Here is a 14,907-nt window from a genome sequence, read left to right on the forward strand (position 1 = left end):
GGGCGAAGGAGGTGAACGCGTCGGTGCACGTGGGGCCTGAGCCGCGCCCCGCACGGGCACCGCTAGGGGACACGGTCGGTTCCCGTCCGGTGCTCGGAGGCGGGGGACGGAGCGACCGGGTGGCCGCACCAGCGCTGAAGTGCCCGGGTCAACCCTTCGTCAGGGGTCCTGCCCGCCCAGGCAACATAGCCGTCCGGTCGGATCAGCACGAAGGGGGGCCACCGCTCACCGATCGGTGTGGCGAGTATTCCCGTCCGAAGCCGGTCGGCCCATCCGGTGGCGGAGGACGGACAGTTCTTCGCGCCGATCAGCACGAATTCCCCGTCGTGGAACAGCTCGTACAGCCGGCCCGGCCCGTCCGACGGCACCAGCGGGCGATCCGGCACCCGTCGGCCCGCCCACCGACCGCTCCCGGCGGGAGGATAGCGCAGGACGAGCCCGGACAGGTGCTCGACATTGATTCGGTGCACGGCTCCGATCCGCATGGACCACATAGTGGCCTTGCGGAGCAGGCGGGCCGGCAGGCTGTCGGAGGTCTCGAAGCGGAAGGAGAGGTCGGTCTTGCGCAGTGTCTGCGCGGCGATCGGGTAGCGCTCGGCTTCGTAGCTGTCGAGCAGCCCGTGCGGTGCCCTGCCGGCGAGTACCGCGCGCAGCTTCCATCCGAGGTTGAACGCGTCCTGAATGCCGGTCTGGAGACCCTGGCCCCCCGAGGGGATGTGGGTGTGCGCCGCGTCTCCGGCCAACAGCACGCGGTCCACCCGGTATCGCTTGGCATGACGCTGTGAGCTGCGGAAGCGTGACAGCCACACCGGGGCGTGGATGCCGACATCCGAGCCGAGGATCGCCGTGCAGCTTTCGCTCAGGTCCTCCAGGCTCAGAGGCTGTTCCGGGGAGACGGCGAACTTCTCCCGGTCGAGCACGATGATTCGGTACGTTCCGTCTTTGAAGGGGAACAGCGCGGCCATGCCACGACGGGTGATCCGCGCGTACTCGGCCGGCCCCGGCGGGTTGCTCAGCCGTGCGTCGGCCATCATCAGCGACTGTTCGTAGTTCCATCCCTCGAAGCCCACGCCCAGGGCCTCGCGCACGGTGCTGTTGACCCCGTCGCACCCCACCACGTAGGACGCTCGCACGGTGAAAGGTCCCCCGGGGCCCACCATGGTCACGTCGACACCTTTGGCGTCTTGGCGCAGCCCGGTCACCTCGGTCCCGGCAAGAACGACGGCTCCCGCCTTCTCGGCGGCGATCTGCAGGGCCTCCTCGGTCTTCGACTGGGGGATCGACAGGCTGAACGGGAAGGAGGTATCCAGCAGGCCGTAGTCCAGGTGACCGTCATCATTGCCCAGAGGCGGATGGGGACACTTCCGCCCCCGGGCCAGCACGTCACCGACCCGTCCCCGCATGTCCAGCAGTTCCAGTGTGCGTGGCTCCACGGTGCAGGCGCGGGATAGGGGACTGCGCGCCCCGCGCTTGTCGACAACCTGGCAGGGGATACCGAACCCGGCCAGTTCCCCCGCGAGGGCCAGTCCGGTGGGTCCGGCGCCGACGATCAGCACCCGAGGGGACGGCGGCATCTGCTGACTCCTTTGAGTGGGCTCGTCTCCCGGACGGTGGGACCGTCCCGGTGCCGGCGGCTGGTGGAGGATGCCACGGGTTCGGGCGCGACCGGCGAGGGCTGTGGTGCGGTCCGGCCTCCTCCGCCGCGACGGAGTGGAGGAAGCGGACCGGGGGAGGAGGGACGCGATCGTGGCGCGTCGTCCAGTTAACGGGCCCCGTCCGGTGGGAGCAAGCGGGCTGAGGGCAAGCTGAGAGCAGCCGGAGAGAGGCGGGGACCAGGGTGATACCGGTTGGCGCACCGGGTTGAGAACGGCGATGACTAGCGTGACGGCCGACCAAGCGGTGTCCGTGTCGTCCAGCCACAGGGAGTCGCCCCGTCATGAGTGCCGAAGCGCCGGAACCGGTCCGCGCACCAGCTGACGAGGATCTCGAAACGCTCCTGCTCATCCGGCATTTCGAGACCATGCTGTTGCGGATGTTCTCCGAGGGAAAACTCAACGGCACCACGCACACCTGCCTGGGGCAGGAGTACATCCCGGTCGCCCTGGCCCCGCTGCTCGCGAAGGACTTCGTCCTGAGCAACCACCGGGGTCACGGCCACTACCTGGCGCTGTTCCGCGACCCCGCGGGTCTGCTCGCCGAGATCATGGGGCGAGCCGGTGCGGTCTGCTCGGGAGTTGGGGGCAGTCAGCACATTCGCCGTGGTGGATTCCTCTCCACCGGTGTCCAGGGACAGAGCCTGCCCCTCGCTGTGGGGCTGGGTCTGCACTGCAAGCGCGTCGGATCGGGGCGCCTCGCCGCTGTGTTCACGGGCGACGGGACCTGGGGCGAGGGGGCCGTGTACGAGGCGCTCAACATGGCGGCGCTGTGGCAGGTGCCACTCCTGGTTGTGGTTGAACACAACGGGATCGCCCAATCGACCCCGACCCACTTGCAGATGGCGGGTTCCATCGCCGACCGTGCCACCGCCTTCGGAGCCGATTTCATCGAGATCACCGGGCACGACGTGCCGGCCATTCGGGATGGGCTCGCGCCGTTGGTACAGCGGGTGCGCGAGGAGGGACGGCCGGCGGTCGTGCAGTTCACCACGCGCCGTCTGGGACCGCACAGCAAGGGAGACGACACCCGTCCCGTCGGTGAGATCGAGGAACTGTGGGCGGGGGACTGGCATCGGGAACTCGCGGACCTTCTGGGCGAGCCGTTCCGCGAACTCGACCACCGTGTGCGCGTGGACATGGAACTACTCGGCCGTGAGGTGGAGGCCCGGCCGCCCGCCGAATGGCTGCCGGCTGTGCCGACGTACGGAGGGGTGGAACAGCCGTGACCGAACTGACTGAACTGGTGGCCGGAATTCTCCTGATACCCGTCGCCGAGGTGAACGAGGAAACCGGTACGGCGACGACGGCCGCGTGGTCCAGCCTGCAGCATGTCCGGATCATCGCCCGGATCGAGGAGACGTACGGAGTGCGGCTGACCGCGCGCGAGGCACGCACCTGCCGGTCCGTCGGCGCTCTGCGCGTGATGCTCGACGAGAAAGGAAAGCTGCGGTGAGGGAGAAGCCCGCGCCCCGCGTTGTGGAAGCCCTCAACGGCGCCCTGCACCGGCTCTTCGACGAGCGGCCCCGTCTCCATCTGCTCGGGGAGGACATCCACGACCCCTACGGTGGCGCCTTCAAGGTGACGAGAGGACTGTCGACGAAGCACCCCGATCGCGTCCTCACCACACCACTGAGCGAGTCCGGCATCACCGGGGTGGCCGCCGGGCTCGCCCTGGCGGGGGATCAGGCCCTGGTGGAGATCATGTTCGGCGACTTCGCCGCGCTGGCCTTCGACCACATCCTCAATCTGATCTCCAAGTCCGTGACGATGTACGGCGAGCAGGTGCCGATGCCGGTGGTCGTCCGATGCCCCGTGGGCGGCACCCGCGGGTACGGGCCGACACACAGCCAGAGCGTGCAGAAGTACTTTCTCGGCATCCCGAACCTGAAGTTGTACGAGACCAGCCCCTTCCACGACCCCTACGTGCTGCTGTCCGAAGCGCTCGATCACGGACCCGCGATGCTCTTCGAGGACAAGGTCCTCTATACCCGTCGGCTCTTCCGCGACGATGTGGTCGATGCCCACCACCGGTTCACGCTCCTTGCCGGCCCGGCCGGGTGGGCGCACATGAGCCCAATCGATGGTGGTCCGGCGGATGTGGTCCTGCTGTGCCCGGGCGGTATGGCGCACCGCGCCATCGAGGCCGTGAACCTGCTGCGCGAGCGGGGAATCGTCACCCACCTGCTGGTGCCGGCACGTCTGCACCCGCTCGACCTCGCGCCGGTACTGCCGCTGATCACCGCGGCCCCGTTGGTCGCCGTGGCCGAGGAGAGTACGGAGGGCGGCACCTGGGGCGCGGACGTGGCGGCTCGGATCCACGGAGAGGCCCGGCAGAGGATCCGTTCGCCGCTGTTGTTGTCGTCCAGGGACTCCGTGATTCCCACGGCGCGGCACCTGGAGACGATGGTCCTGCTGGATGCGCGGCGGATCACGGAGGCGGTCACCGAAGCGCATTCAGGCCGTACGGGCGACGTGCCAGCCGACCGGCCGGTCGAAGGCAGCACCGCCACGACCGGGGTGTTGTTTGCAGCCCCGAAGCTCAACACCAACGACACGACCTACCTCGTGCTGCACTGGCACGCGGAGGACGGCGCCTACGTGACGGAGGACACGCCGCTTGTCGAGGTGGAGACGTCCAAAGCCGTCGAGGAGATCGCCGCACCGGCCTCGGGACGTCTCCGGGTGCACGTCGACGCGGGCGGCGAGGTCGCGGTGGGGGAACTGCTGGCGGAACTGCTGCCCGACGAACTCCCACCGGCTTCCGCTCCGGAGGGGGCACTTCCGGGCGCACGCCCCGCTCCCCGCCCCGTGCCCGAGCCGACGCCCGGCCCGGAAGCGGGACGATATCCCCGCACACGGACGCTCGACCGGGTTCAGCGGGCCACCGCGGCCGTGGTCTCCCGAGCTCATAGGGAAGTCCCCGCGGCCTTCACCGCGATCGAGGTGAGGATCGACGAGGTGATGACGCACCTGCGGAGGATGTCGGCCGCGACCGGGGCGGAGGTCGGCTTGCCGGAGGTGATCGTCAAGGCGGTGGCCGCCGCGCGGCCGGCCTTCCCGCACCTGTTCGGAAGTCTTCGCGATGAACGGACGGTCGAACTCGCCGACCGCGCAGACGTGGGGGTGACCCTGGACGCCGGGAACGGCCTCTACACTCCTGTCCTGAGGGACTGCGCCTCCCGACCACTGGCGGAAATCGCCGATGACCTCATGGAATTCCGACTGAAGGCACTGCGCGGTGAGTTCAGCGCGAGTGAACTCTCGGGTGGAGCCATCACCGTTTCCCTGAACCCGGACCCCGGAGTGCTGCTCGTCCACCCCATCGTGATGTGGCCGCAGCTGTGCATGATCTCGGTCGGTGGCCCACTGGAACGTGTCTCCCTCATGGACGGCGTACCCGTCCCCTGCACCGCGACCACACTCGGTCTCGCCTACGACCACCGCGCTGTCAACGGTCGGGAGGCCACCGCCTTCCTGCGCACCCTCGCCGGTGCCCTGCGCGACCCCGAACAACTCGCCGACTGACCACCAGGAGAGCCAGTGGACTACGGGTTGACCGCTTTCGGTGTCGCTCTGGGCGAGAAGATCGCCGTCAAGGACATCGTCACCGAGTACACCGAGGACGTCGAGCGGGTCCTTGGGTACGGCTACGAGTACATCCATCGCGCGCTGCCCGACGTGAGCGTCAGTGACCTGGCCGTCGAGGCGGGTGCGAAGGCGCTGGGATCCACCGACCCGCGCGATGTGGACCTGATCGTCCTCGCCCTCACCGATTTGGCCGATCACCTGTACTGGGACGCGGCGGCACGGGTCCAGTGGGCCCTGGGGGCGAGACGGGCGGAAGCCGTGCTGGTGGATCAGGGGTGCGTAGGGGGTATCACCGCCCTGGACACCCTGGCGGGGCGCTTCGCCACGCACCCCGGTTACAACACGGCACTGGTCATCGGCGTCAACTGCACCGTCGAGGCGTACTGGAACCGGCTGGACACCCACTCGCTGCTCTTCTCCGACGGGGCGGCCGCGGCCGTCGCCGTACGCGGCACAACCTCGCTGCGGTGGCGAGCCTCCTACGCGGAGACCGATGGGCGATACGCCGACTTCTTTCGCATGGACGTGGGGGGCGCGCGGCAGCCGTTCGTGCCCGGCACCGGGACCCCGACGGTGCGGGACGCGTGGGATGTTCTCGAGTCGTTCGATCACGATGCCGAGCGGGTCGCCGGTTACGCCGAGGAGATCGACGAACGCACGGCGCGCGCGGTCCATCGCGCCTGTCGGCAGATCGGCTGCGGTGAGGAGGATCTGGCCCGACTCCTCCTCCTCCATGACAACCGGCGCGTGCTGGCCGCGCAGGCAGAGCTGATCGGGGTTTCGCCGGAACGGACCAACGTCCGGCTGGCCGCCGCCCACGGGCACTTCGGCGCGGCCGACCATCTGTTCGCCCTCGCGCGGGCGGAGGAATCCGGCGAGTTGGAGCCCGGTGATCTGATCGCACTCGCAGCCAACGGACGCGGAATGCACTGGGCGTGCGCGATCCTTCAGCGCTGACCGGTGCCTGTCCACGGTGCAATCCGCTCTTCAACGATCCACGACCCCATCGGACAGATCGGAGCCCATCGCTATGAACCGTCGCCATGCTCGGCACGCCCTGACGGCTGCTGTCCTGGTCTGCGTTCCCTGGGGCCTGGTGGCCTGCACCTCCTCTTCTCCGGAGGATGACCGGGACCCGTCCGCCGACACGCCCGCCTGCGAGCTGTTCCGCCCCGTCGCAGTCGATCTCGGCCTGGGGGACCCCTCTGCCAGTTCCATCAGCCCCCACGGCTGCACGGCCTACGAGGAGGAGTACGGCACCTTCACCCTGACGCTGGACGACCGGCCCCTCGCCGCTGCCGCAGCCGGTGCCGGTAGACGCACGGAGATGGAGATCAACGGCCGGGAGGCTGTGATGCTGATGGGTGCCATGGACGGGGTCTGCAAGATCTTCCTTCCGGTGGACGAGCGGTCCAGCGTCGAACTCCGTCTGGGGCGGACTACCGCCATGACGCCCCAGGTCTGTACCTCCTTGGAGGAGGCCGCCGAGAAGGTGGCCGCCCGGTTGGCCGCGAGGGATTGAGCGCGGAGCCGGGGACGCCGCCCACCGCCCCGGGCCCCGAGCGGGGCGGTGTCAGTCGAGCGAGCGGCTCGTGGCGACCAGGGTGGCGTCACTGAACGCGGAGATCCCCAGGGCGGGCGCCCGCGGTCCCGCGGCCGGTGACTCCCACCGTTCCGGCAGTCCCGCCGTGCGGTCGATGACCCGGAGGGTGGCCGGACCCGGTTCGAGGTCCATGACCAGTTCGACGCCCTCCTCCGGTACCTGTCTGACCCACAGTTCCCACGGTGCCTCTCCCGGAGGCGTGTCCTCGTGCCACCCCTGGACACCGGTGATGGCGTAACCGCGGACGGACGCTCCCGTGACGATCAGAACCAGTTCCCCGGCGCCACGCCGTGACGTAGCGGTGACCCTGACGGTACGCCCTTCCTCGCTGTCCTCCCGCACGACCGTCGTGGTGACCTCGGGGGCCGCGAGTGGGAGAGCGGTCGCCGGGCCCCGCTGCACGGGGGTCCGCCACCCGGGCCAGAGATCGGTGACGCCGGCCGCCTCGGTACCGTCAGGCAGGAAAGTGCCGCTCCAGGCATCCGGCGGGGATCCGCTCAACCAGTGGGCCGTGCGCTGATCGGCGTCGAGCAGGTACATCACGTCGGCGCGGCTCGGATGAGCCGTATGCGGGGGCAGCAGGGCGCCGGCCGTCAGAACGACGGCCGCGAGGACTCCGGCCACGACCGGGAACAGCCGTGGCAGGGGCGTGACGACCCCGGGCAGCAGCGCCGTCATCAGCGTCACGAACGCCACCGGTACGGCCACGAGGCCCAGTCCCAGCGCGCTGGTCAGCAGCGGGATCAGGGGAAAGACGAGCAGGCCGAGCGGGAGTACGCCCAGGGCGGCGGCCGGGAGTCGAGCTCCCGGCCGTCTGCCGACGGCCGATGTCATGATCGCGGCGGCCGCTATGAGGCCGAGTGCCGACCAGGTGAAGATGTGGCTGCCCCCGGGGAGGACCACGGCCGAGGCGCAGGCCAGCAGGGTCCAGAGTGCGATCGCCCCGGCGACCTGGTCGCGGCCGCCGGCCCAGCGGTGAGTGAGCAGTGCGAACCCGGTCCCGAGCGCGACGGCGAGGAGCAGGAAACCGGCCGCCGCCGTGCCGTGATCGGCTATGTCGTGGTAGTGGGCGAACTCGGGATGCCGGGAGGCCACCAGCGGCGCCAGAACGAACGCCGCGCCGGTGGTGATCAGCAACTGGCCGATGCAGACCGCCAGCCCGCGGACGGTGCCCGTGAGGGAGAGCACTTCGCGCGCGCGCAGTCGCAGGAGGAGAACCAGCCCCAGACCCGCCACGGCGAGCGCCGCCGCTGGTTCCACGGCCGTCGGATAGCGGGCGTACCACCCGGCGACCTCGAAGTAGACGGAGTTCCCGGGAGGAGTGAGGGAGAGGTCGGCGGTGCCGAGCGAGCGAGCCAGGCCGAGGGCCTGCACGCCCTGGTGCTGCACGGTGGCCGGATCGACGTTCTCCGGGGTGTCGTTTGCCCCGTGGTAGTGGGTGTAGCCGCCCAGGTAGGCCAGATTGAGACCCTGGTGTCCCGCTCTCCTGAATACGGTGAAGTCGGTGAGGTTGGGCAGGTGGGCGTAGGCCGCGTTGAGGAGGGAGCCGGTCCGCGCCTCCGGGATCTGCCCGGTCAGCAGCTCGACCAGCCAGGCGTTGTCCGGCCCGGTTTCGAACATCACACTGGGGCCACGGCTGCCCCTCGCCTCGAAGTTCAGCACGACGGTGTCGGGTGACAGTATGCTCGGGGAGTTCACCAGCGCCTGCGCCCCGAGAAGGCCGATCTCTTCGGCATCGGTGAAGATGAACAGCACATCGTTGCGGGGCGGCGGTCCGGAGAGCAGCGCACGCGCCGTCTCCAGCAGCACGCCGACGGGAACCCCCGCGTCGTTGGCGCCGGGACTGGACTCGACGGAGTCGTAGTGGGTGACCAGGGCTACCGGACGGGTGCTCGAGGTCCCGGGGATCCGGGCGACGACGTTGTGCAACTCCAGGCCGGCGAACCGGCTGTCGGCCCCGGTGGGGGACAGCTCCGGCATGTGCGTCACCGCCGCTGTGGTGTGTACCCGGGGGGAGGCACCGAGATCGGTCAGGGTGCGTACGAGGTACTCCCGGGTTCGGGTGTGAGCCCTGGATCCACTGGGACGTGGCTCTCTCGCGATCTCGTGCACATGCTCGATCGCCCGGGTCGCCGAGAACGCCGTGGCGGGAGCGTCCGGTCCGCTGGCTGTGGGCATCCGGCTGTTCTCGACGACGAGTGCGAAGCACACGAGAGCCAATACCAGGACAGCGAGCGGAAATATCCACGGGCGGTCGGAAGCAGGTCTGCCGTCGGCCCTCGTGGGCTTCGGAAGGCGGGCGTACCGCGGCTTCCGGCCCGTGTTCGGGTCAGACCGCCCGCGCGCCATGTACCGTGGCCCCTTCATTTTTGCGGTGCGAATCCGCGTGTCCGGCCGAGGCCCTCCACCGACGTGCGGCGTGGGACAAGCGGTGGGTCACGTCCTCGGTGGCGGAGGAACCGAGTTCTTTTTCCCCGTATCGCCGGGCGTGGTCGCGGATGAGGGAGTTGAACGTGTAGGTGGGGCCGTTGACGGGGTCACCCGGTGCCACGGTGAGGAGGTGCTGGTTGACGAGGATGTCCAACAGCCGTTGGGTTTCCTCGGCAGGCAGGTCGGAGAGGGTCGAAGCCGCCCATTCGGGTAGGTGCTCCAGGTGGCACAGCCCCAGTCGCATCCACAGGTGGCGGCAGGCGGGCGAGAGTTGATCGAGGCTCGTGGCGAGACGGGCCCCGATGTCCAGCGGGCCGATGGTGAGTTCGGCGATACGACTGCGGTGGGTCGTGAGGCGGTCGGCGAAGGCGCGCAGGGAGCAGTGCGGTCGTGCTCGCAGGCGCGCCCCGGCCGCACGGATCGCCAGCGGAAGCCGGCCGCACGCCTGAATGATTCGCCGGGCGCTCTCGACCTCCGTGAACACGCGCTCCGTGCCCACCAGTGAAGCGAGCAGGTCCAGCGCATCGTCGGCGGGCAGGCCACCCATCCGGTATTCCACGAGGCCGGGGATCTTCAGCGGACTGGCCCGTGCCGTACACAGCACCGCGCTGTCCCCGCTGGGCAGTAATGTCTCGTAACGGATGGACTCGGCGAGGTCATCGAGCACGATCAGCAGCCGTTTGGTGGCGGAGACACTGCGGAACAGCGCCGCGCGGGCCGCGAGCCCCGCGGGAACGCGTTGTTCGGGCACTCCCAGGGCGTCGAGGAAACCGCATAACACCTCATGCGGCGGCACCGGGCTGGTCTGGCCGTGCAGGTCGGCGTAAAGCTGCCCGTCGGGGAAGTACTGATGGAGATCGTGTCCAACTTGCACGGCGAGTGCCGTCTTGCCGCTTCCGCCGCACCCCGTCAGGGCGACCACGCGCGCTCCACCCTCCCCTCGGAGGTCCGACGCAATCTTCGGGAGCAGATCCCGTCTTCCGGTGAAGTCCTGGGCCCGGGCCGGGAGCTGCGCGGGTGTTTTCGCGGTGTGATGAACGCGACGCTGCGGGATCAGAGGCGTGTCAATCGGCTCCCCGGCCAGGATCTGCTGGTGCAGCTCCTGCAACCGCGCGCCCGGCTCCAGACCGAGTTTGTTGATCAGCGTGATGCGGCTGTTGCGGTAGACGGCGAGGGCCTCGGCCCGGCGCTGGGAGAGGTACAGCGCTGTCATCAGCTGGGCGCACAGGCGTTCCCTCATCGGGTACTCGGCGACCAACGGTTTGAGCTCACCGATGAGTTCCGAGTGTCGGCCGAAGGCCAGTCCGATGTCGAGCCACTCCTCCAGAACGGAGAACCGACGTTCCTCCCAGTGGGCGGCGATGCCGTAGGTCAGCGGCCCTGGCAGGTCGGCGAGAGGCTGGCCCCGGAACAGGGACAGGGCGCGCTGGTACTCGGCCAGGGCGCTTTCCAGGTCACCGGCGGCTGCCAGGTCGCGGGCGCCTCGGACAGCTTTCTCGAACGCCCGGGCGTCGAGATCGTCGTCCGACAACCGTATTCGATAACCACCTTGATCGGTCTCGATGAGGTCGGCCGGGCCCCCGGCCGCGGTGAAGGAATTGCGCAGCCGCCAGACGCAGGTCTGGATCTGCTTGTCCGCCGTGGCAGGAGGTGACGAGCGCCATACCGCGTCGATCAACGTGCTGACCGGGACGACCTTGTTGGCATTGAGTAGAAGTATGGCCAGGACGGTCAGTTGACGGTTTCTACCAACCCGGACGGGTTTTCCGTCGATGGCGATCTGCAAGGGTCCGAGAATGCGACAGAAAACCCTTCCGGTCTTCTGGGTGCCAGCCTCTTCGGAGGTTTCCGAGATCGAAGAGGGGAATTCTTTTCGTGCATACAAGACAACCCTCCACATTCCGCAAGGATATGTCGCCGATAAGGAACGTTAAGGCGTGGGAAGCATGTTGTCCATACCACCTGTAGTGGCCGACTCTCGGATTCCGGCCGGCGGAACCACCCCCTATACACCCCCCGGTGGGGGGTTTCACGGCGGTGTGGTGTTCGTGTCAGGGGAGTGACGGGCACTTCCACGAGGCGGGCGGCGTTCGGTCGGTTCCTGAACACGGTGGCCGGAAAGCGACATGGTGCGAAGAGAGAGCGCGTCGATTTTCCCCCCAGGGGTTCTCGGCAGGGCGGTCAGTACTGCGATGTGATCGGGGATCATATGGGCCGGCAGGGCCTCGGCCATGCGCTGGCGCAGATCGCCTTCCGAGATCTTGGTTTTCGGAACCACAAAAGCGACGAGCAGTTCGCGCGTGTCCTCGTTTCGCAGTAACACGGCACAGTCGGCAACCTCCGGGTACCGGCGTACCGTGGCTTCGACCTCCCCCGGTTCGACCCGGAACCCGCGCACCTTCACCTGACGGTCGACGCGGCCGAGAAGGAAGAGTCGGCCGTCCTCCGACCATCTGCCCCGGTCACCCGTGCGGTACAGCCTGCCGGCCGGCTCGAACGGGTCCGGCAGAAAACGTTCGGCGGTCGGACCGGGCCTGTTGCGATAGCCGTGCGCCACCGCGGGCCCACCGAGGTAGATCTCGCCAGGTACCCCCGGGGGCGTGGGCCGCATTCCGTCGTCGAGCACGTGGGTCCGATAGTTGGGGACGGGACGGCCCACCGGGACGGCCGTCCTCCCCGCGTCCGCGGGGCCGCACCGGTGGGTGGTTGCCCACACGGCGCACTCGGTGGGCCCGTAGTCGTTGAAGAGCGGCGTGTCGGGACAGTGGCGCAGGTGCTCGGCGACGAGGTCGGGGGCCAGGGGTTCCCCGCCGACCGCCACCATGACGAGCCGGGCGAGTGCCTGCGCGTTCGCGACCTGAAGCATGACGCGGTAGTGCGAGGGCACCGCGTGTATGTGGGTGATGGTCTCTCGTTCCAGGAGTTTCGCCATGGCCAACGGGTCGCGGGCCTCCTTCTCAGTCGGTAACACCACCGTTCCTCCCGTGGTCAACGCCCAGTAGAGTCCACCGGCGGCCCCGTCGAAGCACAGCGGTGGCAGCACCAGGTCCCGTCCGGGGGCGACCCCGGACACGGACCTGGCGGCCGTGGACGTGACAATGGCCCGATGGTGCACGGCGATGCCCTTGGCTGCCCCTGTGGAGCCAGAGGTGTGGATGACGTAGGCGAGATCGTCCGGGGACGGCTCCTCCCGGTCGGTACGACCGTGGACATCCGGGGTACGGTCCGGCAGCAGGAGCGGCACCGGTAGATCGATCTCCGGTTCACGATGGGCAAAGACGGTATCGGCTCCCGAGTCGAGGAGGAGACGACGGATCCGGGCGGCCGGGTGACCCGGTTCGATCGGCGCGTAGGCGGCGCCCGACTTCAGTACACCGACCATCGCGACCACGGAGTCCACCGAACGCTCCGAGAGAAGCGCGACCAGGTTTCCCCGGGTGAGGCCGGCGGCCCGCAATCGCTCGGCGACGCGGTTGGCGGCCGAGTCGAGTTGCCGGTACGTCAGTTCGCTGTCACCGCACACCACCGCGACGGCGCTGGGGTCCCGGGCGGCGGAGCGTTCGATCAGGGTGTGCAGACAGACGTCATCGACCGCCTCCGAGTAGCCCGTGGACCACTGCGGGAGGGTGATCCGCTCATCCGCCGTCAGCGCGCTGACGGCGTGAACGGGCCGGTCGGCGGCCAAGTCCTCGAGGACGGTCACGAGCCGTCCGGCGAACGCCCGGATGGCGTCTTCCTCGAACAACCCGGTGTCGTAGTCGATCCGAAGACGCTCTCCGACCAGGCTGATGAGGAGGTCGTGGTGGCTCACGGAGTCGGGGGGGTACACGGATACGGCGGTAAGGGAGCCGAAGCGCTCCGGTTCCGGACACGTTTCGCGAGCCACCGCGAGGGACGCCCGGGTCGGCGGAAGTACGGGTGTGCCGGAGTCGACCGCCCGATCGACCCGGCTGAGGAAGGTGGTCCCGGACACGCTCTCCTCCACCTGCACGCGCGCGGCGACCGGGGCCCCGTCGACGACGGCGAGGTCCACGGTGGGCCCGCCGCCGTAGCGAACCACGAGTACTGATGAAGCGGCGGCGAGGGCCGATTCGGTGCGTGTTCCGGCGGCCCGGAATCGAGCCACCGCCCGCCCGGCCGGTATGTGGACCGTGGAGGCGAACCCCGAGGGGGAGGAGCCGGTGCGCAACGTGGCCGGTACATCCCCTCCCCCGGCTCTCGCCGTGGTCCCGTCCGTCGCCCGGGGGAAGGGCGCGCCCGGTGTCAGCAGCCACTGCGCGACCTTCCGCGGTGGAAGCCGGTTGGGTGTGACGACGATCAGGAGGAACCGTTTCTCCGCGAGCGGTGCCAAGAGGACCCGGGGGTGTCCGGCATCCGTCCGGGCGGCGACGACCTCCTCCCGGATGAGTCCGCCCGTTTCCGGCCGGCTCACCTCACCGCTCTCCGGGCCCAGAACGGTCAGACGTACCCGGGGCTGAGCCTCGGCCGTACGGGTCCGTAGCTCCGGGACATCCGCTCGCCCCTCGACGATCCAGGCTCCGGCGGTGAGGCCGGTGTTCTCGGGCACGTTCCCTCCAATCGTGTGGAACCGGCACGGAAGTCGACCGGCCGGTCGCCCTCAGCGCAGAACGCGTTCCTCGGGGGCCCGCCGGTCGGTGCGGGACTTGCGCAGGTCCCGGGTGACGATCGCCTTCTTCAGCCAGCGGTCGGTCCCGTCGAACCTGGCCTTGAACGCGGAGCGGCCGTGTACCGCCCGATAGTTGTCCACGATCAGCAGGTCACCGGCGCCCAGCGGGACCTCGACCAGGTTCCGCTGCAATTCCCGCATGAGGAAGTCCAGCACCTCGGCGGCCTCCCTGTCGTCCGGCAGCGGGGACATGAACGCCGGGTCGATGCGCAGATACGGCTGCTCGGGGTGACCGAACAACACGGCACAGGGCTCCGGTGATTCCTGCATCCGCAGCATGGCGAGACCGTCACCCGTGCGCTCCGCCAGCGCCCGGGCCTGCTTGAGGTGCTCGGTGTCCGGCCGGATGAGGAAGCGGGGCCCGCTCAGTACCTCGCGCTGACGCGGTGTAAGCCGCACGTCCTCGATCCCGGCCACAACGGTGGGCACGGAATCGTGGTTCCGCAACCCCAGCAGCATCAGGTAGTCGCAGCGGTACGGGTGGAAGCCGTCCTCGGTGTGCCAGGCCAGTTCCACGGTCCCGTGCCCGCTCTGGTCGTTCTCGTGCGACGGAATGGGCAGCACGTCGTGCACCAGTCGGCCGTCCTGCAGCGTGGACCAGCCGAAGAGTTCTCCCAGATGGGCCGAGGCCAACACGAGGAACACCTCGTGCACCCCCGCTTCGGGGTGACGGGACGGCTCGTTCCACCCCAGTGGGGTGGGACCGAGCCGATTGTCATCGACGGCCAGGCCCCGCACGACCAGGGCCGACGCCGTCTCCCTGGTTCGGAATTCCAGTAACTCCCTGACGAGCCACGCCGGCAGCCGGTGAGCCAACATGGGCAGCTCGTTGAGCAACGCGGCGTCGGTGCTCGATCCGTAGTCGCGTAGCACGGACCTGGTGAGTATGTCGAGGGCGGGGCGGTCGGCCGGAGCGATGTCGACATATCGGATCACAGGACCTC

10 protein-coding genes are annotated in these 14,907 nt (G+C 69.1%); 5 read left to right on the forward strand and 5 right to left on the reverse strand.

Annotated elements, in window-relative coordinates; translation table 11 throughout:
• Positions 1 to 62: 62 nt before the first annotated feature.
• The gene (locus FNQ90_RS00135) at positions 63 to 1,574 is read right to left on the reverse strand and encodes an FAD-dependent monooxygenase (protein ID WP_182604362.1); all 1,512 of its coding nucleotides are present in this window, start codon (positions 1,572 to 1,574) and stop codon (positions 63 to 65) included.
• Between the two features lie 362 nt (positions 1,575 to 1,936).
• On the opposite strand from FNQ90_RS00135, the gene FNQ90_RS00140 reads away from it, so the two are divergent.
• The 5 genes from FNQ90_RS00140 (at position 1,937) to FNQ90_RS00160 (ending at position 6,765) form a co-directional block, all read left to right on the forward strand.
• Positions 1,937 to 2,881: a thiamine pyrophosphate-dependent dehydrogenase E1 component subunit alpha gene (locus tag FNQ90_RS00140; protein WP_182604363.1), complete on the forward strand. Its 945-nt coding sequence runs from the start codon at positions 1,937 to 1,939 to the stop codon at positions 2,879 to 2,881.
• Complete coding sequence (locus FNQ90_RS00145) at positions 2,878 to 3,108, forward strand: acyl carrier protein (RefSeq protein WP_323379698.1); 231 nt, start codon at positions 2,878 to 2,880, stop codon at positions 3,106 to 3,108. The genes FNQ90_RS00140 and FNQ90_RS00145 overlap by 4 nt, the downstream gene beginning before the upstream one ends.
• The gene (locus FNQ90_RS26865) at positions 3,105 to 5,180 is read left to right on the forward strand and encodes a 2-oxo acid dehydrogenase subunit E2 (RefSeq protein ID WP_182604365.1); all 2,076 of its coding nucleotides are present in this window, start codon (positions 3,105 to 3,107) and stop codon (positions 5,178 to 5,180) included. The genes FNQ90_RS00145 and FNQ90_RS26865 overlap by 4 nt, the downstream gene beginning before the upstream one ends.
• 15 nt (positions 5,181 to 5,195) lie before the next feature.
• Positions 5,196 to 6,200 carry a 3-oxoacyl-ACP synthase III family protein gene (locus FNQ90_RS00155; protein ID WP_182604366.1) on the forward strand — a complete coding sequence of 335 codons (1,005 nt, stop codon included), beginning with the start codon at positions 5,196 to 5,198 and terminating at the stop codon, positions 6,198 to 6,200.
• Between the two features lie 73 nt (positions 6,201 to 6,273).
• The gene (locus FNQ90_RS00160; RefSeq protein WP_182604367.1) at positions 6,274 to 6,765 is read left to right on the forward strand and encodes a hypothetical protein; all 492 of its coding nucleotides are present in this window, start codon (positions 6,274 to 6,276) and stop codon (positions 6,763 to 6,765) included.
• Positions 6,766 to 6,816: 51 nt separating this feature from the next.
• On the opposite strand, the gene FNQ90_RS00165 is transcribed toward FNQ90_RS00160, so the two are convergent.
• The 4 genes from FNQ90_RS00165 to gntD all read right to left on the reverse strand — a co-directional run bounded on the left by FNQ90_RS00165 (position 6,817) and on the right by gntD (position 14,899).
• Positions 6,817 to 9,024 (reverse strand): M28 family peptidase, encoded by a 2,208-nt coding sequence (locus FNQ90_RS00165; protein ID WP_182604368.1) that lies wholly within the window; start codon positions 9,022 to 9,024, stop codon positions 6,817 to 6,819.
• Between the two features lie 151 nt (positions 9,025 to 9,175).
• Positions 9,176 to 11,062: an AfsR/SARP family transcriptional regulator gene (locus tag FNQ90_RS00170; protein WP_228470751.1), complete on the reverse strand. Its 1,887-nt coding sequence runs from the start codon at positions 11,060 to 11,062 to the stop codon at positions 9,176 to 9,178.
• 243 nt (positions 11,063 to 11,305) lie between these two features.
• Entirely contained in the window at positions 11,306 to 13,843 is a 2,538-nt protein-coding gene (locus FNQ90_RS00175; protein WP_182604370.1) for an amino acid adenylation domain-containing protein, read from the reverse strand.
• A gap of 51 nt (positions 13,844 to 13,894) precedes the next feature.
• The gene (gntD, locus tag FNQ90_RS00180) at positions 13,895 to 14,899 is read right to left on the reverse strand and encodes a guanitoxin biosynthesis L-enduracididine beta-hydroxylase GntD (protein WP_182604371.1); all 1,005 of its coding nucleotides are present in this window, start codon (positions 14,897 to 14,899) and stop codon (positions 13,895 to 13,897) included.
• Between the last annotated feature and the right edge of the window lie 8 nt (positions 14,900 to 14,907).

Origin of the sequence: Streptomyces alkaliphilus (assembly GCF_014141535.1) — a bacterium.
GTDB lineage: Bacteria > Actinomycetota > Actinomycetes > Streptomycetales > Streptomycetaceae > Streptomyces > Streptomyces alkaliphilus.

Excerpts from the sequence above, each read along its gene's own strand:
- FNQ90_RS00135 (WP_182604362.1), bottom strand. The coding sequence starts at position 1,574 with ATGCCGCCGTCCCCTCGGGTGCTGATCGTCGGCGCCGGACCCACCGGA.
- FNQ90_RS00140 (WP_182604363.1), top strand. The coding sequence starts at position 1,937 with ATGAGTGCCGAAGCGCCGGAACCGGTCCGCGCACCAGCTGACGAGGAT.
- FNQ90_RS00160 (WP_182604367.1), top strand. The coding sequence starts at position 6,274 with ATGAACCGTCGCCATGCTCGGCACGCCCTGACGGCTGCTGTCCTGGTC.
- FNQ90_RS00165 (WP_182604368.1), bottom strand. The coding sequence starts at position 9,024 with ATGCCCACAGCCAGCGGACCGGACGCTCCCGCCACGGCGTTCTCGGCG.